General features: G+C 58.4%; 24 protein-coding genes. 16 read left to right on the top strand and 8 right to left on the bottom strand.

All coding sequences use genetic code 11. The features are described 5' to 3' along the window. Positions 1–2: 2 nt before the first annotated feature. Together AC0TN7_RS13480 and tolC are read right to left on the bottom strand one after the other, a co-directional pair. Complete coding sequence (locus AC0TN7_RS13480; RefSeq protein ID WP_024906490.1) at positions 3–671, bottom strand: DUF1190 family protein; 669 nt, start codon at positions 669–671, stop codon at positions 3–5. A 190-nt stretch (positions 672–861) separates the two neighbouring features. Further along, positions 862–2,349, bottom strand: a complete 1,488-nt coding sequence (gene tolC / locus AC0TN7_RS13485; RefSeq protein WP_417927752.1) for an outer membrane channel protein TolC — start codon at positions 2,347–2,349, stop codon at positions 862–864. 204 nt (positions 2,350–2,553) lie between these two features. On the opposite strand from tolC, the gene nudF reads away from it, so the two are divergent. The 5 genes from nudF to parE are packed head-to-tail and all read left to right on the top strand — an operon-like array spanning position 2,554 to position 6,962. Next, complete coding sequence (nudF, locus tag AC0TN7_RS13490; RefSeq protein ID WP_024906492.1) at positions 2,554–3,186, top strand: ADP-ribose diphosphatase; 633 nt, start codon at positions 2,554–2,556, stop codon at positions 3,184–3,186. After that, complete coding sequence (locus AC0TN7_RS13495) at positions 3,183–3,605, top strand: DUF1249 family protein (RefSeq protein ID WP_014833293.1); 423 nt, start codon at positions 3,183–3,185, stop codon at positions 3,603–3,605. Before nudF ends, AC0TN7_RS13495 begins: the two co-directional genes overlap by 4 nt. A gap of 27 nt (positions 3,606–3,632) precedes the next feature. Then, positions 3,633–4,460, top strand: a complete 828-nt coding sequence (cpdA, locus tag AC0TN7_RS13500) for a 3',5'-cyclic-AMP phosphodiesterase (RefSeq protein ID WP_024906493.1) — start codon at positions 3,633–3,635, stop codon at positions 4,458–4,460. Next, on the top strand, positions 4,460–5,041 hold the full coding sequence (gene yqiA / locus AC0TN7_RS13505; RefSeq protein WP_008502976.1) for an esterase YqiA: 582 nt from the start codon (positions 4,460–4,462) through the stop codon (positions 5,039–5,041). Before cpdA ends, yqiA begins: the two co-directional genes overlap by 1 nt. Before the next feature lie 28 nt (positions 5,042–5,069). Continuing rightward, on the top strand, positions 5,070–6,962 hold the full coding sequence (gene parE / locus AC0TN7_RS13510) for a DNA topoisomerase IV subunit B (RefSeq protein ID WP_024906494.1): 1,893 nt from the start codon (positions 5,070–5,072) through the stop codon (positions 6,960–6,962). 83 nt (positions 6,963–7,045) lie between these two features. On the opposite strand, the gene AC0TN7_RS13515 is transcribed toward parE, so the two are convergent. Next, positions 7,046–9,187 (bottom strand): TonB-dependent siderophore receptor, encoded by a 2,142-nt coding sequence (locus AC0TN7_RS13515; protein WP_417927753.1) that lies wholly within the window; start codon positions 9,185–9,187, stop codon positions 7,046–7,048. Positions 9,188–9,569: 382 nt separating this feature from the next. On the opposite strand from AC0TN7_RS13515, the gene AC0TN7_RS13520 reads away from it, so the two are divergent. The 5 genes from AC0TN7_RS13520 to AC0TN7_RS13540 are packed head-to-tail and all read left to right on the top strand — an operon-like array spanning position 9,570 to position 14,231. Continuing rightward, positions 9,570–10,382: an ABC transporter ATP-binding protein gene (locus AC0TN7_RS13520; protein WP_024906496.1), complete on the top strand. Its 813-nt coding sequence runs from the start codon at positions 9,570–9,572 to the stop codon at positions 10,380–10,382. Continuing rightward, positions 10,379–11,362, top strand: coding sequence for a FecCD family ABC transporter permease (locus AC0TN7_RS13525; RefSeq protein WP_473702201.1), 984 nt, complete (start codon positions 10,379–10,381; stop codon positions 11,360–11,362). Before AC0TN7_RS13520 ends, AC0TN7_RS13525 begins: the two co-directional genes overlap by 4 nt. Next, positions 11,359–12,399 carry a FecCD family ABC transporter permease gene (locus AC0TN7_RS13530; protein ID WP_048990497.1) on the top strand — a complete coding sequence of 347 codons (1,041 nt, stop codon included), beginning with the start codon at positions 11,359–11,361 and terminating at the stop codon, positions 12,397–12,399. The genes AC0TN7_RS13525 and AC0TN7_RS13530 overlap by 4 nt, the downstream gene beginning before the upstream one ends. A 9-nt stretch (positions 12,400–12,408) precedes the next feature. Further along, the gene (locus AC0TN7_RS13535) at positions 12,409–13,359 is read left to right on the top strand and encodes an iron-siderophore ABC transporter substrate-binding protein (RefSeq protein ID WP_473702202.1); all 951 of its coding nucleotides are present in this window, start codon (positions 12,409–12,411) and stop codon (positions 13,357–13,359) included. Next, positions 13,356–14,231, top strand: coding sequence for a MurR/RpiR family transcriptional regulator (locus tag AC0TN7_RS13540; RefSeq protein ID WP_048990494.1), 876 nt, complete (start codon positions 13,356–13,358; stop codon positions 14,229–14,231). Before AC0TN7_RS13535 ends, AC0TN7_RS13540 begins: the two co-directional genes overlap by 4 nt. Before the next feature lie 96 nt (positions 14,232–14,327). Here AC0TN7_RS13540 and AC0TN7_RS13545 read toward each other — a convergent pair whose 3' ends face one another. The 4 genes from AC0TN7_RS13545 to qseB all read right to left on the bottom strand — a co-directional run bounded on the left by AC0TN7_RS13545 (position 14,328) and on the right by qseB (position 17,366). After that, positions 14,328–14,642: a putative quinol monooxygenase gene (locus AC0TN7_RS13545; RefSeq protein WP_032640570.1), complete on the bottom strand. Its 315-nt coding sequence runs from the start codon at positions 14,640–14,642 to the stop codon at positions 14,328–14,330. Between the two features lie 31 nt (positions 14,643–14,673). Beyond that, positions 14,674–15,255: an NAD(P)H-dependent oxidoreductase gene (locus tag AC0TN7_RS13550; RefSeq protein WP_047650114.1), complete on the bottom strand. Its 582-nt coding sequence runs from the start codon at positions 15,253–15,255 to the stop codon at positions 14,674–14,676. A 105-nt stretch (positions 15,256–15,360) separates the two neighbouring features. After that, positions 15,361–16,710, bottom strand: a complete 1,350-nt coding sequence (gene qseC / locus AC0TN7_RS13555; protein ID WP_267217267.1) for a quorum sensing histidine kinase QseC — start codon at positions 16,708–16,710, stop codon at positions 15,361–15,363. Next, positions 16,707–17,366 (bottom strand): quorum sensing response regulator transcription factor QseB, encoded by a 660-nt coding sequence (qseB, locus tag AC0TN7_RS13560; protein ID WP_090418686.1) that lies wholly within the window; start codon positions 17,364–17,366, stop codon positions 16,707–16,709. The genes qseC and qseB overlap by 4 nt, the downstream gene beginning before the upstream one ends. 138 nt (positions 17,367–17,504) lie before the next feature. Here qseB and AC0TN7_RS13565 point away from each other — a divergent pair, with 138 nt between their 5' ends. From AC0TN7_RS13565 to AC0TN7_RS13590, 6 genes are all read left to right on the top strand, one after another. Beyond that, complete coding sequence (locus AC0TN7_RS13565; RefSeq protein ID WP_023344926.1) at positions 17,505–17,906, top strand: YgiW/YdeI family stress tolerance OB fold protein; 402 nt, start codon at positions 17,505–17,507, stop codon at positions 17,904–17,906. 118 nt (positions 17,907–18,024) lie between these two features. Beyond that, complete coding sequence (gene parC / locus AC0TN7_RS13570; RefSeq protein ID WP_032650247.1) at positions 18,025–20,283, top strand: DNA topoisomerase IV subunit A; 2,259 nt, start codon at positions 18,025–18,027, stop codon at positions 20,281–20,283. A 163-nt stretch (positions 20,284–20,446) separates the two neighbouring features. Next, positions 20,447–21,184 (top strand): 1-acylglycerol-3-phosphate O-acyltransferase, encoded by a 738-nt coding sequence (gene plsC / locus AC0TN7_RS13575; protein WP_024906505.1) that lies wholly within the window; start codon positions 20,447–20,449, stop codon positions 21,182–21,184. 58 nt (positions 21,185–21,242) lie between these two features. Beyond that, on the top strand, positions 21,243–22,655 hold the full coding sequence (ftsP, locus tag AC0TN7_RS13580) for a cell division protein FtsP (protein ID WP_032650246.1): 1,413 nt from the start codon (positions 21,243–21,245) through the stop codon (positions 22,653–22,655). Positions 22,656–22,786: 131 nt separating this feature from the next. Continuing rightward, positions 22,787–24,961, top strand: coding sequence for a YgiQ family radical SAM protein (locus AC0TN7_RS13585; RefSeq protein ID WP_473702203.1), 2,175 nt, complete (start codon positions 22,787–22,789; stop codon positions 24,959–24,961). 114 nt (positions 24,962–25,075) lie between these two features. Continuing rightward, positions 25,076–25,477, top strand: coding sequence for a transthyretin-like family protein (locus AC0TN7_RS13590; RefSeq protein WP_024906508.1), 402 nt, complete (start codon positions 25,076–25,078; stop codon positions 25,475–25,477). Between the two features lie 41 nt (positions 25,478–25,518). Here AC0TN7_RS13590 and dkgA read toward each other — a convergent pair whose 3' ends face one another. Next, on the bottom strand, positions 25,519–26,346 hold the full coding sequence (dkgA, locus tag AC0TN7_RS13595; RefSeq protein ID WP_024906509.1) for a 2,5-didehydrogluconate reductase DkgA: 828 nt from the start codon (positions 26,344–26,346) through the stop codon (positions 25,519–25,521). Between the last annotated feature and the right edge of the window lie 61 nt (positions 26,347–26,407).

Genomic DNA, 26,407 nt, shown 5'->3' on the forward strand with positions numbered 1-26,407 from the left:
GATCAGCCGCCCATTGAGCGAGTAGAGGAGGTGCCTGTCGCACTGCGCTGCATGCTGGTCTGCTTCGCCACCGATTCACCAAACCCGCCGCGGGTGATGGTGCTGGTCGTCGCAGGCTTCGGCGCCATTGCCGTTTTCGGTACCGTCACGGTGCGGCCAGGCGTCGCTGCGCCGTAGCCTTTACCGCTGGCATCGGTATATTGACCGTAAGCCGGGCTGGCCGGGTTTTTCGAGCTAAACAGCGGCTGCTGCTGGTAGCCTGCACCGCCGCCCATCAGGCGACCCATCATGTAGCCTGCCATCAGCGGCATCCAGAAGCTGCCGCTGGACTGCGCCTGCGCCTGATTTTCAGGTGCGGTGCTGGCCTGGGCCGGTGCCTGCTGGCACTGACCTTCACCGAATTCCGCCACGCAGTCTTCGCGTGAGGCATATTTCGGCGCGGTACGTTCTGCTTCTTTCAGCGCGCTCGTATAAGCCGTTTTACACTCGGCGGCTTTGCCGGTTGCGGCAGAGCAGTCGTCTGCGTTTTGATACAGCGAAACCGTTTCGTCATTTTTCTCACAGCCTGCCAGCATAAAGACAGCCGTGACCGCCAGCGCGACAGGGGTGAGGTGACGCGCGTTCCAGCTCTTGCGGAACGAAGCGTGATTTATAGATTTTGTCCGTTTCATCTTTGTCTTCCAGGACCCAGTGGTAATAACGCTCAGGATAGAGGATGAGTGGTTGAAAATGAAGCGAAGAGGGGCGGAATCAGGGGGATCTTTACGTTGGCTTACGTTCGGATGTGATTCAGATGCGCCCTCTCCCTGTGGGAGAGGGGCGGGGTGAGGGCATCAGGCCGCAGCAGGCCTGATGACACTCTTAATTACGGAACGGATTATTGCCCTTGCTGGCAGGCGCTGTGGTGCGTGCGGCAGCGGGCTGTGCAGCAGGGGTGTTGCTGTTAGCGTTGAAGTTATCAACCGCGGCAACCTGATCAGGATTCTCTGGTGCAACGCTCTCCGGAGAGGTGGAGACCGGCTTGCCCAGTGCGCTGTTCAGCATCTGCAGGTCTTGCTCGTTCAGCGTACCCAGAGCCTGCTTAATGTTCAGCTGGTTAATCAGGTACTGATAACGCGCGCTGGAGAGCTGCTGTTTCGCGTTGTACAGCGTGGTGGTCGCATCGAGCACGTCAACGATAGTACGTGTACCGACCGAGTAACCCGCTTCCATCGCGTCCAGAGAGCTCTGTGCAGACACAACGGCCTGTTTATAGGCGTTGATGCTGCTGATTGAGGCGTTCACGTTGTTGAAGGATGAACGTACGGTCTGCACCACGTTACGATGCGCGCTTTCCAGCTGCTCGCTCGCGCCAACAAAGTTGTACTGCGCCTGTTTCACCTGAGAGTTGACCTGACCGCCCTGGTACAGCGGCAGAGAGAAGCTCAGGCCCACCTTGTTCTGGCCCATATTGCTGTCATTATAACCCTGCGAATTGGCACCATTCGTTTTAGAGCCACTGTAGGTGGTGTCAGAGATACCGGTAGAGGCGCTCAGGCTCAGGGTTGGCAGATGACCGTCCTGCGCCTGACGAATTTGCTCGCGGGCCAGGTCCTGGCTCAGACGCGCCTGCAGCAACGTCAGGTTGCGGTTTTCCGCCTCTTTCAGCAGGGCGTTAACGGCCTGCGGTTTATCCGTTTTAAAGCTGTCGACGTTCAGAGACGCCAGCTCAGGATAATAATTCCCGGTGACCTGACGCAGGGATTCCAGCGCGTTATCGAGGTTGTTACGCGCGGTCACTTCGTTGGCCAGCACGGTGTCGTACTGTGAACGGGCGTTCTGCACGTCGGTGATCGCCACCAGGCCCACGTTGAAGCGCTGGGTAGTTTGATCTAACTGGCGGTAAATCGCCTGTTTCTGCGCTTCGGTGTAGGAGAGTGCGTCAATCGCGCTCAGCACGTTGAAATACGCCGTGGCCGTGTTCAGGATCAGCGTCTGCTGGTCGGTCTGATAGGTCACATCCTGGATGCCTGCGCTCTTTTCCTGCAGGGTCAGAGCACGCCATTTGGACATATCAAACAGCGTCTGTGTCAATTGCAGTGAGGCGTTGGTAGCATTGGAGTTTACGCCGTTAGCGTCGCGGAAACCGTTGCTGTAGGTATAATCTGCACCTAAACCTAACTGTGGCAGCAAGGGGCTACGCGCTTCGTTAATCTTTTCAAACGCAGCATCACGATCGGCCGCTGATTTACGTAAATCAGGGTTGCCCAGACGTGCCTGCTGGTAGACCTGTAACAGGTTTTCCGCCTGGCTCATTGCACTGAAGCCCGTCAGGCTCAGGCCGATAAGGATGGGGAGCAATTTCTTCATTTGCATTCCTTGTTGTGAAGCAGTATTAGCGCTGATCTAATTAAAAAATAATTGCCGATTCTAACAGAATCTTCCATACCAAAAGGTTGGCGTTACGTGCCATCTGGCGGTAATTTGCACCAATCTACCATATAGCCTTACAAACGGCAGCCAAACAGCCTTGAAATTCACAATTTCATCACCATTGCTACCAGGACTCGACTCATGCAAAAACCAGATAAGTTGCCCGTGACTTTCGCCAAAAACGATGTAGAAATTATTGCACGAGAAACGCTTTATAGCGGTTTTTTTTCAATGGATCTTTACCGTTTCAGGCATCGCCTGTTTAACGGGGAAATGAGCGGCGAAATCAGACGCGAAATTTTTGAGCGCGGGCATGCGGCAGTCTTGCTACCCTTTGACCCAGTGCGTGACGAAGTTGTGCTGGTGGAGCAGATCCGCATCGCCGCTTATGACGTCAGTGAGAGCCCGTGGCTGCTGGAGATGGTGGCCGGGATGATCGAAGAAGGCGAGTCGGTCGAGGACGTCGCCCGGCGCGAGGCGCTGGAAGAGGCGGGGCTGGTGGTTGGCCGAACCAAACCGGTGCTGAGCTATCTGGCAAGCCCGGGAGGCACCAGCGAACGCTTATCCATAATGGTGGGCGAAGTGGACGCCACGACCGCAGAAGGCATTCACGGTCTGGCTGATGAAAACGAAGATATTCGGGTTCATGTGGTAAGCCGGGAACAGGCTTATCAGTGGGTAGAAGAGGGGAAAATCGACAACGCAGCGTCTGTCATCGCCCTGCAATGGCTACAGCTGCATTATCAGACATTACGAAACGAGTGGAAAAAATGAAGCGCTATACGCCTGACTTCCCAGAAATGATGCGCCTGTGCGAAACCAATTTCGCACAATTGCGCCGCCTGCTGCCGAAAAACGACGCACCCGGCGAAACGGTAAGCTATCAGGTGAGCAACGCGCAGTATCGATTAACGATAACAGAATCAACGCGCTACACTACGCTGGTGGAGATTGAGCAAACGGCACCCAGCATTAGCTACTGGAGCCTGCCGTCGATGACGGTACGCCTCTATCACGACGCGATGGTCGCTGAAGTGTGTTCAAGCCAGCAGATCTTTCGCTTCAAGGCGCGGTATGATTACCCGAATAAAAAGTTGCATCAACGCGACGAAAAGCATCAAATTAACCAGTTTTTAGCCGACTGGCTAAGATATTGTTTAGCACATGGAGCAATGGCGATTCCGGTTTGTTAGCGTCATAAACCTACCTAAGGACACCATTTGGAAAGCCTGTTGAACCTGACTGTTGCTGGTGGGGCGCCAGTCAGGATATTACAAATCACCGATACCCACCTTTTTGCCGAAAAGCATGAAACGCTGCTGGGGGTGAATACCTGGGAGAGTTATCAGGCGGTACTGAGCGCCATTCACGCTGAAAACCGTGCATGCGATCTGATTGTCGCAACGGGCGATCTGGCGCAGGACCAATCTTCCGCGGCCTACCAGCATTTTGCTGAAGGCATCGCGAGCTTTAGCGTGCCTTGCGTCTGGCTGCCGGGAAACCATGACTTCCAGCCCGCCATGTACAGTTCTCTTCAGGATGCGGGAATTTCTCCGGCGAAATGTGTTTTTGCGGGTGAACAGTGGCAGATCCTGCTGCTGGACAGCCAGGTGTTTGGCGTCCCGCACGGTGAGTTAAGCGAGTTTCAGCTCGACTGGCTTGAGACCAAACTGGCTGCTGAACCGGAACGCCACACGCTGCTGTTGCTTCATCATCATCCTCTGCCGGCGGGCTGCAGCTGGCTCGATCAGCACAGCCTGCGCAACTCCGCGGCGCTGGATCGCGTGCTGGCGAAATTCCCGCGGGTGAAAAATCTGCTGTGTGGGCATATTCACCAGGAACAGGATCTCGACTGGAACGGGCGCCGCATGCTGGCGACGCCGTCGACCTGCGTTCAGTTTAAGCCGCACTGCGCCAACTTTACGCTGGATACCATCGCGCCAGGCTGGCGCTGGCTGGAACTGCATGCCGACGGCACGCTGACCACGGAAGTCTGCCGTTTGACCGGTGCAAAATTCCGCCCGGATACCGCTTCAGAAGGCTATTGATGTCTACGCTCCTTTATCTGCACGGATTCAACAGCTCGCCACGCTCCGCAAAAGCGACACAGTTTCGCCAGTGGCTGAGCGAGCATCACCCCGACGTTGAGATGATTATCCCTCAGCTGCCGCCTTACCCGGCAGAAGCCGCGGAGATGCTGGAATCCATTGTGCTTGCGCACGGCGGCGAAACCTTCGGTGTGGTCGGTTCATCCCTGGGCGGGTATTACGCCACCTGGCTCTCGCAATGCTTTATGCTGCCCGCCGTTGTGGTTAATCCGGCGGTTCGGCCATTTGAGCTGCTGCGGGACTTTCTTGGCGAAAACGAGAACCCCTACACGGGCCAGCAATATGTGCTAGAGTCACGCCATATTTACGATCTCAAAGTTATGCAGGTCGACCCGCTCGAGGCGCCGGATCTCATCTGGCTGCTGCAGCAGACGGGAGATGAAGTGCTGGATTACCGCCAGGCAGTGGCGTATTACGCCTCCTGCCGCCAGACAATAGAAGAGGGCGGAAACCATGCTTTCACGGGCTTTGAGAATCATTTCACCCAGATTGTCGATTTTCTTGGACTGCACAGCCACTGACAATCAATGCGAATTGCTAGTTTAAATCATGACGCAAACCTATAACGCTGATGCCATTGAGGTCCTCACCGGGCTTGAGCCGGTTCGCCGCCGCCCGGGGATGTACACCGATACGACGCGCCCAAACCATCTGGGCCAGGAAGTTATTGATAACAGTGTGGACGAAGCGCTGGCGGGCCATGCCAAACGCGTTGACGTCATCCTGCACGCCGATCAGTCGCTGGAAGTCATTGACGACGGGCGCGGCATGCCGGTGGATATCCACCCGGAAGAGGGCGTCCCGGCCGTTGAGCTGATCCTCTGTCGTCTGCATGCGGGCGGCAAGTTCTCCAACAAAAACTACCAGTTCTCCGGCGGCCTGCACGGCGTGGGGATTTCCGTCGTCAACGCCCTGTCAAAACGCGTGGAAGTGAACGTCCGTCGCGACGGTCAGGTGTACAACATCGCGTTTGAGAACGGCGAGAAGGTGCAGGATCTGCAGATTGTCGGCACGTGCGGCAAACGCAACACCGGCACCAGCGTTCACTTCTGGCCTGACGAAAGCTTCTTCGACAGTCCGCGCTTTTCCGTTTCCCGCCTGACGCACCTGCTGAAAGCCAAAGCGGTGCTGTGCCCGGGCGTGGAAATTACCTTTAAGGATAACGTCAACAACACCGAGCAGACCTGGCGCTACGAAGATGGCCTTAATGACTATCTGTGCGAAGCGGTAAACGGCCTGCCGACGCTGCCGGAAAAACCGTTCGTCGGCAATTTCACCGGCGACACCGAAGCGGTGGACTGGGCGCTGCTGTGGCTACCGGAAGGCGGCGAGCTGCTGACCGAAAGCTACGTTAACCTGATCCCAACCATGCTGGGCGGTACGCACGTCAACGGCCTGCGTCAGGGCCTGCTGGATGCGATGCGTGAGTTCTGCGAATACCGTAACATCCTGCCGCGCGGCGTGAAGCTGTCGGCGGAAGATATCTGGGATCGCTGTGCCTACGTGCTCTCCGTGAAGATGCAGGATCCGCAGTTTGCCGGTCAGACCAAAGAGCGCCTGTCGTCACGTCAGTGCGCGGCGTTCGTTTCCGGCGTGGTGAAAGATGCATTTACCCTGTGGCTGAACCAGAACGTTCAGGCGGCAGAGATGCTGGCTGAAATGGCCATTTCCAGCGCCCAGCGTCGTCTGCGCGCCGCCAAGAAAGTGGTGCGTAAAAAGCTGACCAGCGGCCCTGCGCTGCCGGGCAAGCTGGCGGACTGTACCGCGCAGGATCTCAACCGTACCGAGCTGTTCCTCGTGGAAGGGGACTCGGCGGGCGGGTCGGCCAAGCAGGCGCGCGATCGTGAATATCAGGCGATCATGCCGCTCAAGGGTAAGATCCTGAACACCTGGGAAGTCTCGTCTGATGAAGTGCTGGCCTCGCAGGAAGTCCACGATATCTCGGTCGCGATCGGCATCGATCCGGACAGCGACGATCTGAGCCAGCTGCGCTACGGCAAGATCTGTATCCTCGCGGATGCGGACTCCGATGGTCTGCACATCGCCACGCTGCTGTGCGCGCTGTTTGTGAAGCACTTCCGCACGCTGGTGAAAAACGGTCACGTCCACGTCGCGCTGCCGCCGCTGTACCGTATCGACCTCGGCAAAGAGGTTTACTACGCGCTGACGGAAGAAGAGAAAGCGGGCGTGCTGGAACAGCTGAAGCGTAAGAAGGGCAAGCCTAACGTGCAGCGCTTTAAAGGGCTGGGCGAGATGAACCCGATGCAGCTGCGCGAAACGACGCTGGATCCGAACACGCGCCGTCTGGTGCAGCTGACGATCAGCGACGAAGACGAACAGCAGACAAACGCCATGATGGATATGCTCCTTGCCAAGAAACGTTCGGAAGACCGTCGTAACTGGCTGCAGGAGAAAGGCGATATGGCGGATATTGAGGCCTGATGCCCTCACCCTAACCCTCTCCCACAGGGAGAGGGAATGGATCGTAGGCCCGGTAAGCGTTAGCGCCACCGGGCTTTTTTACGTCAAAACTCCATCTTCACCGTCAGCTGCACTTCGCGCGGATCGCCAATCTGATTACCCAGATTGTTGGTGGCGATAGATGAGGTGTAGTAGGTCTTATCAAACAGGTTTTTCACGTTCACCTGCAGCGTCACCGGATACTGCAGCTTCATCTTATACGCCGCAAACGCATCCGCCACGAAATAGCCCGGCAGATAGTAATCCGCACCGTTGGTTGCGGAACGACGGCTTACGCCGTGACCGCCGCCGCCCAGCGTCAGGGTATTCCCGGCAAACGCATTGTGAATATCGTAGGTCAGGAACAGGGAGCCGGTATGGCGCGGCACGTTCGGCAGCGGTTTGCCCGCATAGTCCGGGTCTTCCAGCACCTTAGCGTCGGTATAGCCATAGCTGGCGATGATATTGGTGTTCTCGGTCAGCGATCCGGCAAGATCTACCTCCACGCCCTGGGAGCGCACGCGGCCCGCCGTTTTGGCGATGGTTTCACCCCCCACGCTTTCGTTATACAGCACGTTGCGTTTGTGAATATCAAACAGCGCGATATTGGCGGTAACCCCGTCGAACAGGTCGAATTTTGCGCCCACTTCGTAAGCATTCGACGTTTCCGGCGGCAGGTCGCCGATGTAGCTCGCAATGGACGACTGCGGCATAAACGTTTGCGAGTAGTTGGCAAACAGCGAGACGGATGGCGTGAGCTTATAGACCAGCCCCAGCTTCGGCGTCCACTGTTCGTCGCGGCTGTCGGTGTTGACGTTGAACGGACGGCCTTTGCCCGCGTACTGGGTGTAATACTGATAGCGCATCCCGGCGACGGCGATCCACTTATCAGTCAGGTACAGGGCATCCTGCGCGTACGCAGAGTAGCTTTCCTGTTTGAGCGTCTGGTCGCTGTCGGACGCCGACACGGTGGTGCATTTGCCGAGATTGCCATACGTCGGGTGATAGATATTGAAATCCTTCACGTTTTTACAGCGCATCATGTCCGTGCGCAGCAGATCGTAATTCTCATACGACACGCCGGTCAGGATCTCATTGTAAAAGCCCGCAATATCGACATTCCCCTGCAGATCCGCACGGGTGCTGTGCATGCGCTGGGTCGAGCCCTGGGTCGCATCCACGCGGCGGGTCAGGTTGCCGGTTTTTGAATCGTAGGCCATCACGCGGGCCTGGTTATCGCTGTATTTGTCCTGGCTGTAGCTGTAGTCAAACTTCGCGGTCCACTGGCTGTTGAGGCGATATTCCGCGTTGAGCTGAGCGAGATCGGACTGGCCGTCGGTCACGTTAAACGGCTCATCGAAGCGGGTTTTGCGATCGACGTCGACGGCTTTCTTGGTATTGAGATCGAAGATCGTTCCGCGATCGAACGGCGTCTTATAGTCACGATGCGAATAGAGCACGGTCACGGTGGCATCATCGCCGAACCAGGTGAGGGATGGGGCGATAAAGGTGCTGCGTTCGTTGCCGAAATTACGCCAGTAATCCTCGTCCTGATATTCGCCCGTGAGGCGATACGCCAGGCGCGTGCCGTCAATCGGGCCGGTAACATCGACCTGTCCGGTGCCGCCGCCAAAGCTGGAAGAGGTGGCAGAAATCGAGCCGCCGAAGATTTTCTCCGGGCTTTTGGTGACGACGTTGATCAGGCCGCCCGGATCGAGAATGCCGTACAGGGTCGAGGCCGGACCTTTCAGCACCTCCACGCGCTCGGTGGCGGCATTGAAGCTGCGCGGCAGGACGGTGCGCAGGCCGTTGGTCATGATCGAGCCGTCGCGGTTCGCGCCAAACCCGCGGCGCACAAAGGCATCCTGCGTACCGCCCAGGGTGTTGGTCTGCACCACGTTGCTGACGTTATAGAGCGCCTCATCCAGCGTGGTGGCGTGCTGATCCTCCAGCACGTTATCGCTGACGGTATTGACCACCTGCGGGATATCCAGCATCGGCATGGTGGTTAACGTCGCGGTGGAGGTATTCAGCGGCTGATAGCCGTTGGTGGCTTCCGCTGCAGTATTTGGATCGGCGGTGACGGTAAGCGTTTCGCCGTCTTTAGCCGCGGTGGTGTCTGCTGCCTGCGCCAGCGGCGCCATAAACAGCAGTGAAAAGAGCGCGCGCCCTTTTACCCCAGAGAGTGAAGGTGTGAACGTAGCCATTACATCTGTTATCCCGAAATATACCGCGAATGCGTTCGCGGCAAACTGTGTGAGTCATTGCCCTTTACGGTCTGTCCGTTAGCCGGAAGTGGCATCGGACATGTAATTGAGAATCATTCAACCATGCAGGGATGTAGTAGTAAATGGAAAAAAGAAAAAATCGACTACAGCGTTTAAACGTGCGGATAAGCGCAGAGGGATGTTAATTAACTTATTGAAATTAATATTTTTATAAACCTTAATGCATTCATCTTTACTCTGGCTTACCCCTGATTTTTTCAGGGTGTTTCTTCGCTTGACTACTACATGGCGCAGCGTCAAACTCTCAAAAGAGAATGAGTTTTATTTTTATTTGTTGTTTTTTCATTACGTTGGCGTTCACGTGGCTCACAACACACACAAACCGGGTCTGGTTCTGGAGAACCTCTCTGCGGGCTATCAGAAAAAAATCATCGTTGATGATATCTCTCTTGCCATCCCTCAGCAGAAAATGACGGTGCTGGTAGGGGCGAACGGCTGTGGAAAATCCACGCTGTTGAGCACTATCGCGCGGCTGCTGCAGCCGCTGGGGGGAACCGCGCTGCTGGACGGTAAAGCCATTCATGAGCAGCCCACCAAAGCGGTCGCCCGTCAGCTTGGCATTCTCCCGCAGTCTCCGCTGCTGCCGGAAGGGTTGACCGTCTTTGAGCTTGTCTCGCGCGGGCGTTTTCCCTGGCAGAACTTTATGCGTCAGTGGAGCGACGAGGACGAACTGGCGGTGGAAGAGGCCCTGCGGCTGACCGGCACGGCAGAGTTTGCCCATATGCCGGTGGAAAGCTTGTCCGGCGGCCAGCGTCAGCGCTGCTGGATCGCCATGGCGCTGGCGCAGCAAACGCCGTATATCCTGCTTGACGAGCCGACGACGTATCTCGATCTCCGCTACCAGGTGGAGATCCTGGAGCTGCTGCACGCCCTGACCCGCCAGCACGGGCGTACGGTGGTGGTGGTGCTGCACGATCTCAACTTCGCCGTGAACTACGGCGATTCGCTGGTCTTTTTACGCCAGGGAAAAGTTGAGGGCGTATTGCATGAGGGCGATGCCTGCACGCCGGAGCTGATCAAAGCGGTGTTTGATGTGGACGTGCATATGTCCCTAAACCCGTTGACCGGCAAGCCGTTCTTTATGCCGTTTCGCCAGAGCATCGAACAGCCATGATGCGTGCTTCTCTGGCCTTCCTGATTTTTACATTGCTGCTGGCACTGGGCGCGATTATGCATCTGGGCATCGGCGCACGTTTTATCGCCCCGCAGACGGTGGTGGAGGCATTCTTTCATTTCGACCCGCGCAATTTCGACCATAACATCATCATCAGACTACGACTGCTGCGCCTCTGCGCCGCAATGGTGACTGGCGCCGCGCTCGGCGTGGCGGGTGTGCTGCTACAGTCCGTGATCCGCAACCCGCTCGGCGAGCCGCATATTCTGGGGCTCAACGCCGGGGCCGCGCTGGCGGTAGTGATTACCAGCGCGCTTGGGCTGTCGCTGCCGTTTGGTCGCCCGCTGATTGCCGCCGCCGGTGCCGCCGCGCTATTTTTGCTGGTGCTGATGTTTTCCTCGTCCGGTCGCACCGGGCTCACGCCGATGAAGGTCACGCTGTGCGGCGTGGCGATGTCGGCGTTTGCCTCATCGATTACCGCCGCGGTGTTACTCCTCGATGAACAGACGCTGCTCGCCATGCGCACCTGGCTGGCGGGTGATATCGCCGGAGTCAACGCGCAGATGCTTCAGAGCGCCCTGTGGGCGGCAGCAGCCGGTTTTGTTCTCGCTATCGGGCTGTCGCCCTCGCTCAACATGCTGGCGCTGGGAGACCGGATGGCCCAGGGGCTTGGCGTGTCGCTGCTGAAAACCCGCCTGCTCGCCCTGCTGGCCATCGCGCTGCTCTGCGGCGCGGCCGTCTCTGTCGCCGGGCCGATTGGCTTTATCGGCCTTGTGGTGCCGCAGCTCATCCGCCGTCTGGTGTCGGTCGATTTACGCGTCATGGTGCCGCTGTCGGCCCTGTGCGGCGCGCTGGTGCTGCTGCTGGCGGACATCGCTGCCCGCACGCTGTTTACTCCCTGGGAGCTGGCAACCGGCATCATGACGGCCCTGGTCGGCGCGCCCGTGTTCATCTTTATGGCGTCGAGGATGTTCAAATGAACCGGGCCGGACTCCGCGCGATCCGCGTTGGCTACCTGTCGGCGCTGGTTCGTCCGAAGGCGCTGGCGTACCTGTCGCTTTTCGCGCTGGCGGCGCTAAGTCTGCTGGGCTTTGGCCTGACGCACGGTTCTCTACCCATTCCCGCCTCTGCCATCGGGCGCGCGCTTTTTTCGCCTGAAAGTCTGACGGCCGAGACGCGCTACGTCGTGTTGGACATCCGCCTGCCGCGCCTGCTGATGGCGATACTGTGCGGCGCCATGCTCGGCATGGCAGGGGCGGCAATGCAGTCCATCACCCGCAACGGTCTGGCTGACCCCGGGCTTATCGGCGTAAAGGAGGGCTGTAGCGCGGCGGTACTGCTGTTGATTTTTCAGTTCCCGGCGCTGGGCCTGGCCTGGCGTCCGCTGGTCGGCATGGCCGGTGGGCTGCTCACCGCGCTGCTGGTTATCGCCCTGGCGCGCGATATCTCGCGCCCGCGATTCATCCTGATCGGCATCGGCGTGTCGTGGGCGTTTGCCGCGGCAATGGGCGTCTTTATCACCACCGCCGACGTGCGCGACGTGCAGACGGCGATGCTGTGGCTGGCGGGAAGCCTGCACGCGGCCAACTGGACGCTGGTAGGGCTGGCCGCGCTCTGGACGGCTCCCGCGTTTGCGCTGCTGCTGTTTACCGCCCGGGCCGCGGACGTGGCGTTGCTTGGCAATCAGGCCGCCGCAGGTCTTGGCGTGCGCACAACCCGGCTGGCGCTGCTGCGGGTTCTCGCCCCGGTGGTGCTGACGGCGGCCTGCGTCTCCTGCGTGGGCAGTATTGGCTTCGTGGGGCTGATTGCTCCGCACATGGCGCGCCTGCTGCTGCGCGGTGGGCAAACCGCGCTCCTGACGGGAAGCGCCGTGCTGGGCGCGCTGCTGGTGCTGCTGGCGGATAACGTCGGACGTCTGGCATTCCTCCCGCTGCAGCTGCCGGCGGGGATTGTAATTTCATTGATTGGCGGACCGTTTTTCCTGCTGCTGCTCTGGCAGCGTCGGGACAGATTTTAGGGGACTATGATGCGCGTACTGTTTTCGATGCTGTTGCTGGTGGGGTTCGCGGTGAGCGCGGCGGAGCAGACGCAGGTATTTACCGACGATTTGGGACGTAAGGTCGTTGTGCCGGTTCATCCGAAGCGGATTGTTTCATTACACGATCTGGATATCACCATTCCGCTGATTGAACTTGGCGTGCCGCCGGTGGCGAGCCATGGCCGCACGCGGCCGGACGGCAGCCACTTTCTGCGCTCCAGCGGCATGTTGACCGGCGTCGACTTCGATAATTCCGATATCAAATTTATCGGCACGGCCGATATCGACATAGAGGCCATCGCCGCCGCAAAGCCTGACCTGATTATCACCGAGCCGACGCGCAACACCCCGGTGGAACAGCTGGAAAAAATTGCCCCGACGGTGAGCATCGATCATCTCGACGGCGGCGCGCCGGAAATCTACCGCAAGCTGGCGCAGCTCACGGGCACGCAGGCAAGGCTAAACACTCTGGAACGCCGCTATCAGGAACAAATCAAGGCGCTGAAGGCGACCATCGACACGCGCAAAATCACTGTGTCGGTGATTCAGGCTAATCAGGGGAAAATCAACGCCATGCACAGCTACCACTCGCTGGGTCGCGTGCTGCGCGACGCCGGATTCAAATTCCCGCCACTGATTGAGTCCATCCCGGAAGGGGGGCGGATTGACGTCAGCGCCGAGCGCCTGCCGGAGCTGGATGCCGATTTCGTCTTCGCCACCTGGCGCGGGGATACGGGCGGTAAACCGCAGGACGAGCTGGCGGCGATGGATGCGGTCATGCCGGGCTGGTGTCAGTTCCTGAATGCCTGCCGAACCGGGCACTACGTGCTGATCTCGCGTGAAGAGGCGATCTCGAATTCGTTCGCGTCATTAGGGCTGATGGCCGCGCAGGTGCAGTCGCAGATTGCCGGGCGTCCGCTCCCGGAGGCGTCACGGTGATCCGAAGAGTCGATGTTTACGGTGAGCGATTCCGCTCGCGGGCGCATCAGCTGACGCCGCGTCTGCTGCAGGTCGCACGCTATATCCATGACAACCGCGAAGCGGTGATGGAGCAGACCGCCATGGAGATTGCCGCCGTATTGAAAACCTCGGATGCCACGGTAGTCCGCGCCATTCAGGCGCTGGGGTTCGCCGGGCTGCGCGATCTCAAGCAGACGCTGGAGCAGTGGTTTGGCCCAGTGGTCACCTCCAGCGAAAAGATGTCCACCACGGTGAACACGCTCGCCAGCGACGTTAACGCGAGCATTGATTTCGTGCTTGAGGGGCATCAGCACACCTGCGAGGTGTTATCCGAGCCCCACAACCGCTACGCGATGGCGCAGGCGGTCTCTCTGCTGGCGCAGGCGAGGCAGGTCGCCATATTTGGTATTGGGGCCTCCGGCATTCTGGCCGAGTACACCGCCAGGCTGTTCAGCCGTATGGGATTACCCGCCACGCCGCTCAACCGTACCGGGATCGGGCTTGCCGAACAGCTGATTGCGCTTCAGCGCGGCGACGTGCTGGTGATGATGGCGCAGAAATCCGCGCACCGGGAGGGGCAAACCACCCTGCGTGAAGCAAAACGACTGGGCATTCCCACCATCCTGCTGACCAACGCCCTTGATTCGCGCTTCAGTAAGGAGGCCAGCGTGGTGATCCACGTTCCGCGCGGCGGCGAAAAGGGCAAAATCCCGCTCCATGGCACGGTGCTGCTGTGTCTGGAGATGATCATTTTATCCGTCGCTTCCACCGAGCCGCAGCGCACCATTAAGTCAATGAAGCGCATCAACGAGCTACATCGCGGGTTAAAGCCGGGGAAGAAAAGCAGCTAAAAACAACAAAGCCCGGTGGCGCTAGCGCTTACCGGGCCTACGGTTCAGGTTTTGTAGGCCGGGTAAACGCAGTGCCACCCGGCAAATTCCACGAACTTAAACCCCTTGCTCCAGAATGCGGATGTGGGTTTCCAGCACGTCACCCTTCACCGCGTCGCTCCACGCTTTCATGTGCGGGGTCTGCAGGTGCGCTTCAAGATGCGCGACGGTTTCCCACTGCTCAACCATGATGATCGAGTCCGGCGCGGTCGCCTGGAAGCTGGCGTCAGTGGCGGCATCCACCATCGGCGCGTAGCCGTGGCAGCCTTCTTCTTTCAGTACGGTCGGGATGATTTTCGCGAACTGATCCAGCACCGCCTGGCGGTGATGTTGACCTGGACGAGTACGGATTTCTGCGATAACGGTAAGCATGTTTACTACTCCTTTAATTCCAGGCTACCAGTTAAGCAAAAATTTCCGCGAGATGCTTGCGATATTCTGCGATATAGCTCGGGACATCAGGCATTTTAATCACGTCGTTGACGATAAAGGTCGGCAGCGGATCCATGCCCAGGAACTGATTCGCCTTGTGGAACGGCAGATACGCACCGTCCACGCCCACGCCTTCGAAGAACTGATCTTTCTCGGTGAAGGCTTCCAGCGGCGCGTTCCAGGTCAGTGACAGCATATATTTTTTGCCCTGAATCAGACCGCCTGAACCGTATTTTTTGGACGCGTCAGAGCGGGTGCGGCCATCGCTGGCATACAGTGAGCCGTGACCTTCGGTGAACACGTCGTCCATGTATTTTTTCACGGTCCACGGCGCGCCCATCCACCAGCCTGGCATCTGCCAGATCACCACGTCAGCCCACAGGAAGTTCTGCACTTCGGCTTTCACGTCGTAGTTGCTGTCTGCACGCACGACCTTAACATCATGCCCGGCGTCGCGCAGGAAACCGTCCGCGACCTCGGTCAGGGTGTCATTCAGCTGGCCTTTAGAGTGCGCAAATTCTTTTGCACCGTTAATAATCAGAATGTTGCTCATTTTTTGTCCTCGACGATGAGAGTATGCCGGGTATTCTACGCGCGAGGACGGAGCGGAAAAATGAGCAAAATGTGCAAAGTCTTTTGCATTAAACGCAATAATTCCTTACCAGCTGACCTTCGCTTCAAAACCACCTTCAGGGGCATTGCTCAGCGAGACGCGCATCCCGTGCAGCGCGGCGATGCGTTTTACGATGGATAATCCCAGCCCGCTGCCCGTCGCATCCTGACCCGGCGGACGATAAAAGCGCTCGCCGATGCGCGCCAGCGCGTCCGGTGAAATGCCGGGACCGTTGTCGCGCACGCTAAAGCTACGCGCGTCCAGCGTCACGTCCACCACGCTGCCGTGCGGGCTGTAGCGAATCGCGTTATCCAGCAGGTTGCGCACCAGCAGGCTCAGGAGCAGCGGCTGGCCCGTACGTGTAACCTCTGGTGCATGGATATTCAGGCGAACATCAATGCCCGCCTGCTGCGCCGGATGCCAGATATCCAGCACCGCCGACTGCAGTAGATCGGCAAGCGTTATAGGTTCGACATCGTCCAGGTTGTCCAGCGTATCCAGACGCGACAGCGTGAGGAGCTGGTCCACCAGCCGGGAAGCGCGGTCGATTCCCGCATGCAGTTGCATCAGCGCCTTTTCCCGCGCCTGCGGATCGTCATGAGAGAGCTGCGCCACGTCAGTTTGTACCTTCAGGGCCGCCAGCGGGCTGCGCAGCTCGTGGGCCGCATCGGACGTAAAGCGGCGCTCGCGGGTCATCATCTCCTGGGTGCGCGCGAAGAGATGATTCAGCGCGTCGAGCAGGGGGCGTACTTCTGTTGGTACGCCCTCCGTCGGCAGGTTATCTGTGGCGTCCGGCGAGCGGGAGCGCAGGGTCTGTGCCAGCTTTTTCAGTGGCTTCAGCTCCCGACTGAGGAGGAGAACCAGCAGCAGCAACATCACGGGCAGCGCCACCAGCCAGGGGGTCAGCTGCGAGCTGACCACGTCCAGCGCCATATCCTGGCGGTACTCCCACTCCTGACCGACCACCACGCGGTACTTCCCGTCGGGTGAGGTCAGCCACAGGAAACGCCATTCGTCGTTGTCGTCCTGGAGCTGCCCGTTATCAAACCCGTCGCGGCGATAGTGGTACGGAATATCGCGCCCGTTCTCGCCGTCGTTCAGCAGCATTTTGCCCTCGACGCTGTAAATGGCGAAAGCCAGCGCGTCGTCATCGAGACGGCCATGCTTCACTTTTTTGGGGATCTCGCGCATGCGTTCGGGGGCGCGGATCTCGTCAAGATCCATCGTCAGCAGCCGTTTGGCAAACAGCATCTGCTGCGTGTCGAAGAGCTTATCCAGCTTGTGGGTGGTCTGCTGCCAGGCCACCAGGCTGGCGGCAAACCATGCCGTCAGGGAAAGCGCTAAAAAAAGGAGCGTCAGGCGCAGCTTCAGGCTCAGGCGTTGCGTCAGCTTCATGCGTCACCCAGGATATAGCCGATGCCGTGCACGGTGCGGATAAACTCGCTGCCAAGCTTGCGGCGCAGATGATGAACGTGCACTTCGATGGCGTTGCTGGAGACGTCGTCGTCCCAGGTATACAGTTTTTCCTCGATAAGCTTTCGCGGCAGCACCCGGCCCGCGTTACGCATTAACAGCTCCAGCAGCGCGAACTCTTTCGGCTTCAGCGTCAGCGGCTCACCGTCCAGCGTGGCGACGAGTCGGGTCGGATCGAGCGTGACCTTGCCGTGGCGTAGCTCGCTATGCGTCTGGCCGTGGCTGCGGCGGACCAGCGCCTCAAGGCGGGCACCCACTTCAATCAGCGCGAACGGCTTGCAGAGATAATCATCCGCGCCAAGACGCAGCCCTTCCACGCGCTGGTTAAGCGCATCCCGCGCGGTCAGGATCAATACCGGCTCGCTGCGCCCGCTTTCGCGCCACGCGCGCAGGATCTCCAGACCGTCGATTTCCGGCAGCGTCAGATCCAGCACCACGGCATCATAGGGCGCAGAAGCGAGCGCGGCCTGACCGGTTTTACCGTCGGTAAACCAGTCCACGCTAAAGCCCATTTTGCTTAACCCCGCCTTGATACCGTCACCGATTAACCTGTCGTCTTCTACCAGTAAAATGCGCATGTTCCCTCCTTGATGCCGTCAGTAAACCCTCTGTAAGCGCCTGCTGTACAGCAATAATAAATAAATTTTTCCCTTAAGAAGTTGTTAAGGATTACCCTGTTTAATGGACTGCGAAACCAGATTAAAGGGAGAGTTAATATGAAAAAATTCGCTGCTATTGCCGCCATCATGATGATGACCACTGCCCCCGTTTTTGCCGCGCAGGGCGGATTTAACGGCCCGTCTGCCGCACAGACCCAGACCCAAACGCAGGCAGGCGGTTTTGTCGATAACGACGCTAACCTCACCACCGCGGTGAAGGTGAAAGAGATGAAGGACGACAGCTGGGTGAAGCTGCGCGGGAACATCACCCAGCGCCTGTCTGATGACCGTTACACCTTCCGCGATGAGACCGGCACGGTGAACGTAGAAATTGACCACAAGCGCTGGAACGGCGTGACCGTCACTCCTCAGGATAAAGTGGAAATCCAGGGCAAGGTCGATAAAGAGTGGAACGATTTTGAAATCGACGTGAAGCAGGTCATTAAGCTGAACAAATAACCCGGAAAGGGCCGCATAAGCGGCCCTTTTTCTTTGTGACTCAACTCGCCAGATAAGGTAGTATCTGCGGCAATATTGCCTGAAACCCTTCGGTTTCTGAGTTGAGGAATCACACGTAATGAGCGATATGGCAGAGCGCCTCGCGCTACATGAATTCACGGAAAACGCCTACCTGAACTACTCCATGTACGTCATCATGGACAGGGCGTTGCCGTTTATCGGGGATGGCCTGAAGCCCGTTCAGCGCCGCATCGTCTATGCGATGTCCGAGCTGGGGCTGAACGCCACCGCCAAGTTCAAGAAATCCGCCCGTACCGTCGGTGACGTGCTGGGTAAATACCATCCGCACGGCGACAGCGCCTGTTATGAAGCGATGGTGCTGATGGCCCAGCCGTTCTCTTACCGCTACCCGCTGGTGGATGGCCAGGGGAACTGGGGGGCGCCGGACGATCCGAAATCCTTCGCGGCGATGCGTTATACCGAATCCCGTCTGTCTAAATATGCCGAAGTGCTGCTGGGCGAGCTGGGTCAGGGGACCGTTGACTGGGTACCGAACTTCGACGGTACGCTGCAGGAGCCGAAGATGCTGCCTGCGCGTCTGCCGAATATCCTGCTGAACGGCACCACCGGTATTGCGGTCGGTATGGCGACGGACATTCCGCCGCACAACCTGCGTGAAGTGGCGAAAGCCGCCATCACCCTGATTGAGCAGCCGAAAGCCTCGCTCGACGATCTGCTGGATATCGTGCAGGGGCCGGATTTCCCGACCGAAGCCGAAATCATTACCTCGCGTGCGGAAATCCGCAAAATCTACCAGAACGGTCGCGGCTCCGTGCGCATGCGCGCGGTGTGGAATAAAGAAGACGGCGCCGTGGTGATCACCGCGCTGCCGCATCAGGTTTCCGGTGCCAAAGTGCTGGAGCAGATCGCCTCCCAGATGCGCAATAAAAAGCTGCCGATGGTGGACGACCTGCGCGACGAGTCTGACCACGAGAACCCGACCCGTCTGGTGATTGTGCCGCGCTCCAACCGCGTGGACATGGAGCAGGTGATGAACCACCTGTTTGCCACCACCGATCTGGAAAAAAGCTACCGCATCAACCTGAACATGATCGGCCTCGACGGACGCCCGGCGGTGAAAAACCTGCTGGAGATCCTCACCGAATGGCTGACGTTCCGCCGCGATACGGTACGCCGTCGTCTGAACCATCGTCTGGAGAAAGTGCTTAAGCGCCTGCATATCCTTGAAGGTTTGCTGGTGGCGTTCCTCAATATCGACGAGGTGATTGAGATCATCCGTACCGAGGACGAGCCGAAGCCCGCCCTGATGTCGCGCTTTGGCATCAGCGAAACCCAGGCCGAAGCGATCCTCGAGCTGAAGCTGCGCCATCTCGCCAAACTGGAAGAGATGAAGATCCGCGGCGAGCAGAACGAGCTGGAAAAAGAGCGCGATCAGCTGCAGGCGATCCTCGCGTCCGAACGCAAGATGAACACCCTGCTGAAGAAAGAGCTGCAGGCCGATGCCGACGCCTTCGGCGACGACCGTCGTTCTCCGCTGCACGAGCGCGAAGAAGCGAAGGCGATGAACGAGCACGACATGCAGCCGTCCGAGCCGGTGACCATTGTCCTGTCGCAGAGCGGCTGGGTGCGCAGCGCCAAAGGCCACGATATCGACGCGCCGGGGCTGAGCTACAAAGCGGGCGACAGCTTCAAAGCGGCGGTGAAAGGGAAGAGCAACCAGCCGGTGGCGTTTATCGATTCCACCGGCCGCAGCTACGCCATCGACCCAATCACGCTGCCTTCCGCGCGCGGGCAGGGCGAGCCGCTCACCGGCAAGCTGACGTTGCCGCCGGGCGCGACGGTTGACCATATGCTGATGGAAGCCGATGAGCAGAAGCTGCTGCTGGCGTCTGATGCAGGCTACGGCTTTATCTGTACCTTTAACGATCTGGTTTCCCGCAACCGTGCCGGTAAGGCGCTGATTAGCCTGCCGGACAACGCCCACGTGATGGCACCGCTGGTGATTGAGAACGAAAGCGACATGCTGCTGGCGATCACCACCGCCGGACGTATGCTGATGTTCCCGGTCAGCGATCTGCCGGAGCTGTCGAAAGGCAAGGGCAACAAGATTATCAACATCCCGTCGGCAGAGGCCGCGAAAGGCGAAGATGGCCTGGCGCACCTCTTCCTCCTGCCGCCGCAGAGCACGCTGACCATTCACGTCGGCAAGCGCAAAATCAAGCTTCGTCCGGAAGAGCTGCAGAAGGTGGTGGGTGAGCGCGGTCGCCGTGGCTCGCTGATGCGCGGTCTGCAGCGTATTGACCGCGTGGAGATTGACTCTCCTGCACGCAGCACCGCGGGTGACAGCGAAGAGTAATGTCGTGATATCCCCCTCTGTCCGGAGGGGGAATTTCAATAAAATTTCCCGTAAAATCGTTGTTAATTCGTGCGTTGCGATTAACAATACGCGCTCGTAATAAAGTCCTTACCTGGCCACAGGTGAAGTATAATTGTCAGCTGTTGGGGCTTCAGAGGTCGCTATGCTATATATTGTTCGTCTTATTCTTACCGTTATCTACTGCATTCTGGTCTGTATTTTCGGCTCTATTTATTGCCTGTTCAGCCCGCGTAATCCGAAGCATGTCGCCACCTTCGGCCATATGTTTGGTCGCCTTGCGCCGCTGTTCGGTCTGAAGGTTGAAAAACGTCTGCCGGAAGGGGCGGAGAATTTCGGTAACGCCATCTATATCGCCAACCATCAGAACAACTACGATATGGTGACGGCCTCTAATATCGTGCTTCCACCGACCGTGACGGTGGGCAAAAAAAGCCTGCTGTGGATCCCGTTTTTTGGTCAGCTGTACTGGCTTACCGGTAACCTGCTGATCGACCGTAACAACCGTGCAAAAGCGCACAGCACCATTGCGGAAGTGGTGAATCATTTTAAAAAGCGCAAAATTTCAATCTGGATGTTCCCGGAAGGGACGCGCAGCCGCGGCCGCGGCCTGCTGCCGTTTAAAACCGGTGCGTTTCATGCCGCAATTGCGGCAGGTGTTCCAATTATTCCTGTGTGCGTTTCCAATACTTCGAATAAGATTAATCTTAACCGCCTGAATAACGGGCTGGTGATTGTCGAAATGCTGCCACCCGTCGATACCAGCAAATACGGTAAAGATCAGGTGCGCGAGCTGGCCGCGCACTGCCGTGATCTGATGGCTGAGCATATTGCGCTGCTCGACAAAGAAGTCGCAGAGAGAGAAGCCGCCGGTAAGATTTAATCCGGCGTTGAAGGGAAAACGAATTCCCGCGTTGTTAGTCGTTTCAGATGGAGCTTATATGTCACTCAGTCGGCGTCAGTTTATTCAGGCTTCGGGGATCGCCCTTTGTGCGGGTGCGATGCCGCTGACAGCCAGCGCCGCCGGGCAGCAACAGCCGCTGCCTATTCCGCCACTCATTGAATCCCGTCGCGGTCAGCCGCTTTTTCTGACGCTGCAGCGCAGCCACTGGTCCTTTACCCAGGGGACGCGTGCACCCGTCTGGGGCATTAACGGACGTTACCTTGGGCCGACCATTCGCGTGTGGAATGGCGATGACGTAAAGCTCATCTACAGTAACCGCACCCCTGAAAATGTCGCCATGACCATCAGCGGCCTGCAGGTGCCTGGCCCGCTGATTGGCGGCGCGGCGCGCATGATGTCCCCCAGCGCCGACTGGGCGCCCGTTCTGCCGATTCGCCAGAGCGCGGCAACCCTGTGGTATCACGCCAACACGCCTAACCGCACGGCGCAGCAGGTCTATAACGGCCTGGCCGGAATGTGGCTGGTGGAAGATGAGGTCAGCAAATCCCTGCCGATCCCGAACCACTACGGCGTGGATGACTTCCCCATTATCATCCAGGACAAACGTCTGGATAATTTCGGTACGCCGGAATACAGCGAACCGGGCAGCGGCGGCTTCGTTGGCGATACGCTGCTGGTAAACGGCGCGCAGAGCCCGTATGTAGAAGTGTCCCGTGGCTGGGTGCGCCTGCGTCTGCTCAACGCGTCTAACTCGCGCCGCTATCAGTTGAAAATGAGCGATGGCCGTCCGCTGCACGTAATTTCCGGCGATCAGGGCTTTTTACCGGCGCCGGTTTCCGTCAAACAGCTGGCGCTCTCGCCGGGGGAACGTCGCGAAGTGCTTATTGATATGACCAATGGGGATGAAGTGTCTGTCACCTGCGGCGAAGCGGCCAGCATTGTTGACCGTATTCGCGGGTTCTTTGAACCGTCGAGCATACTTGTCTCGACCCTGGTGCTGACCCTGCGTCCAACCGGTCTGCTGCCGCTGGTGACCGACAGCCTGCCAATGCGTCTGCTGCCGCAGGAGATCATGAGCGGCTCGCCGGTGCGCAGCCGTGATATCAGCCTGGGCGACGATCCGGGGATCAACGGCGCGCTGTGGGACGTCAACCGCATCGACATCACCGCGCAGCAGGGCACCTGGGAGCGCTGGACGGTTCGTTCGGATATGCCGCAGTCGTTCCATATTGAAGGGGTGTCATTCCTGATCCGCAACGTCAACGGCGCGATGCCGTTCCCGGAAGATCGCGGCTGGAAAGATACCGTCTGGGTGGACGGTCAGGTCGAACTGCTCGTCTACTACGGTCAGCCTTCGTGGCCGCACTTCCCGTTCCTGTTCCACAGCCAGACGCTGGAGATGATGGACAGGGGCTCGGTAGGGCAGATGCTGATCAATCCGGCGCCGTAAATTGCTTTTCTCCCTCTCCCTGTGGGAGAGGGCTGGGGTGAGGGCAACAGCCCGCATAATACCCCTTCATTTCCCACATTGATCCAGCGTATAATCCCGCTCCTTTTGTCTATTTTTTCTTCGGAAGCATTATGAGCGCAATTTCCCTGATCCAGCCGGATCGTGACCTCTTCTCCTGGCCCCAGTACTGGGCGGCCTGCTTTGGACCGGCGCCGTTCCTGCCGATGTACCGGGAAGAGATGGACCAACTGGGCTGGGACAGCTGCGACATTATTCTGGTCACGGGCGATGCCTACGTTGACCATCCGAGCTTCGGCATGGCCATCTGTGGCCGTATGCTTGAGGCGCAGGGCTTCCGCGTGGGGATCATCTCCCAGCCTGACTGGAACAGCAAAGACGACTTTATGCGTCTGGGTAAACCCAACCTGTTCTTCGGCGTGACCGCAGGCAACATGGACTCGATGATCAACCGCTATACCGCCGACCGTAAGCTGCGTCATGACGACGCCTACACGCCGGATAACGTGGCGGGTAAACGCCCCGACCGCGCGACCCTCGTCTATACCCAGCGCTGCAAAGAAGCCTGGAAAGACGTCCCGGTGATCCTGGGCGGCATCGAGGCGAGCCTGCGCCGTACCGCGCACTACGATTACTGGTCTGATACCGTTCGCCGCTCGGTGCTGGTGGACTCCAAAGCCGACATGCTGATTTACGGCAACGGCGAGCGTCCGCTGGTGGAAGTGGCGCACCGTCTGTCGCAGGGCGAGCCGGTGAACAGCATCCGTGACGTGCGCAATACCGCCATCATGGTGAAAGAGGCGCTGCCGGGCTGGCGCGGTGTGGATTCCCGCATCATTGATATGCCGGGCAAAATCGACCCGATCCCACACCCGTACGGTGAAGATCTGCCGTGTGCCGATAACAAGCCGGTTGAGCCGAAAAAAGCGGAAGCAAAGGCTATCGTCGTGCAGCCGCCGCGCCCGAAACCGTGGGAAAAGACCTACGTGTTGCTGCCGTCCTACGAGAAGGTGAAAGCCGACAAGGTGCTCTACGCGCACGCGTCCCGTATTCTGCACCATGAAACCAACCCGGGCTGCGCCCGCGCGCTGATGCAGAAGCACGGCGAGCGCTTTATCTGGATCAACCCGCCGGCCATCCCGCTCTCCACCGAAGAGATGGACAGCGTCTTTGCGCTGCCGTACAAGCGCGTGCCGCACCCGGCGTACGGCAACGCCCGCATCCCGGCGTATGAGATGATCCGTTTCTCGATCAACATCATGCGCGGCTGCTTCGGCGGATGCTCCTTCTGCTCCATTACCGAGCACGAAGGCCGTATTATCCAGAGCCGTTCGGAAGAGTCGATCATCAATGAGATCGAAGCGATTCGCGACACGGTGCCGGGCTTTACCGGTGTGATTTCTGACCTCGGTGGCCCAACCGCCAACATGTACATGCTGCGCTGCAAGTCGCCGCGCGCGGAGCAAACCTGTCGTCGCCTCTCCTGCGTCTATCCGAGCATTTGCGAGCACATGGACACCAACCACGAGCCGACGATCAACCTCTACCGCCGCGCGCGCGATCTGAAGGGCATCAAGAAGATCCTCATCGCGTCCGGGGTACGTTACGACATCGCCGTGGAAGATCCGCGCTACATCAAAGAGCTGGCGACGCATCACGTCGGCGGCTATCTGAAGATTGCGCCGGAGCATACCGAAGAAGGCCCGCTGTCGAAGATGATGAAGCCGGGCATGGGCAGCTACGATCGCTTTAAAGAGCTTTTCGACACCTATTCCAAGCAGGCGGGCAAAGAGCAGTATCTGATCCCGTACTTCATCTCCGCCCACCCGGGCACGCGCGATGAGGACATGGTGAACCTGGCGCTGTGGCTGAAGCAGCGTCGCTTCCGTCTGGATCAGGTGCAGAACTTCTATCCATCACCGCTCGCCAACTCGACGACTATGTATTACACCGGCAAGAACCCGCTGAGTAAGATTGGCTATAAGAGTGAAGAGGTGGTGGTGCCGAAAGGGGATAAACAGCGTCGTCTGCACAAGGCGCTGCTGCGTTACCACGATCCGAAAAACTGGCCGCTGATCCGCCAGGCGCTGGAAGAGATGGGTAAAAAACACCTGATCGGCTCGCGCCGCGACTGTCTGGTACCGGCCCCGACGCTGGAGGAGATGCGCGAAGCGCGTCGCCAGAACCGCAATACGCGCCCGGCGCTGACCAAGCACACGCCAATTGTGCATCAGCGTTCGAACGGTGGGGCGGGAACGAAGAAGAACGTAAAACGTAAGATCGGTTAAACCTGTAACAATGCCCGGTGGCGCTGCGCTTACCGGGCCTACAGGTCAGTGCGTAGGCCGGGTAAGGCGCACCCGCCACCCGGCTTTTTTCTGCATAAGGATAGGAGGCCCAAAATGAAAATAAGGAAGTTAACAGGAACGATGCTGATTGGCCTGACGTTATGCGGTTGTGTAATGCACCGCCAGACACAGCCAGAAGTGGAAGGACGTCTAATCGACAGCGCAGGTAAGCCAGTCTCTGGCGCTAAAATAACATTAGAGAGGGAGCAAACGCTTTCTGACGACAACGGTCGTTTTGCTTTTCAGAGCCAGCATGAGTGGATCTTTTTTCTGCCAATAGGTCCGATGGACTGGATTTATCACACCCCGCTCCAGATAAGTGTCAACGGAAAGGAATATGATGCAGAAGCAGGCGGCGGTCTCGGTGGGCCACATAAACTTGAAGGGAAAGTGTATAACGTTATTTGCACATTGCCTGATCTTCCCGGAGAAGCGAGATGTCAGTCCGGTTTATAGATTAAAACGAGCCCGGCGGAAGACCAGGCTCGTTTTAGGTATTACCCGCCAAACTGATCCGGGTCCGGCCCAAGCCGCTTACCCTTATCCAGCTTCGCAATCTCACCCAGCTCGTCTTTGTCCAGACGGAAATCCCAGACGTCGAAGTTCTCGGCGATGCGCGACGGCGTGACTGATTTCGGTATCACCACCAGGCCGTTGTCCAGATGCCAGCGAATGACGATCTGCGCCGGGCTTTTGCCGTATTTATCCGCCAGTTCGCGGATAATTTTTTGATCGAACACGCCCTGGCCACCCTGCGCCAGCGGGCTCCAGGACTCGGTCTGGATTTTATGCGTGGCGTTCCAGGCATGAAGCTGGCGCTGCTGCATCAGCGGGTGCAGCTCGATCTGGTTAATGACAGGCGCGACGCCCGTCTCGTCAATCAGCCGCTGCAGGTGATGAACCTGGAAATTACAGACGCCGATGCTTTTCACCAGCCCCTCTTTCTGCAGTTCAATCATCCCTTTCCAGGCATCAACGTAGTGATCGATAGCCGGAACCGGCCAGTGCATCAGCCAGAGATCGACGAAGTCGAGCTGGAGTTTTTCCAGGCTCTCTTCCAGGGCCTCGCGGGGACGTTTTTGGTCGTCGTTCCAGAGTTTAGTGGTGATGAACAACTCATCGCGAGGGACACCGGCGCTGGCCAGTGCGGTACCCACGCCGTCCTCGTTTTTGTACGCGGCGGCAGTGTCAATCGACCGGTAGCCGACTTCCAGGGCTTTATGAATGGCGGAGACGACCTCGTCGTTACCGGCTTTCCATACACCTAGCCCCAGCTGGGGCATCACGTTGCCGTCCTGCAGCTTGATTACGGTTTGGTTTGCCATTTTTCCTCCTTCAGGTGCGCATCGCCGGAGGGTTCCTCCGGCGATGGGGTGTGCATTAAGT

The organism is Enterobacter sp. PL_is511 (assembly GCF_055816065.1).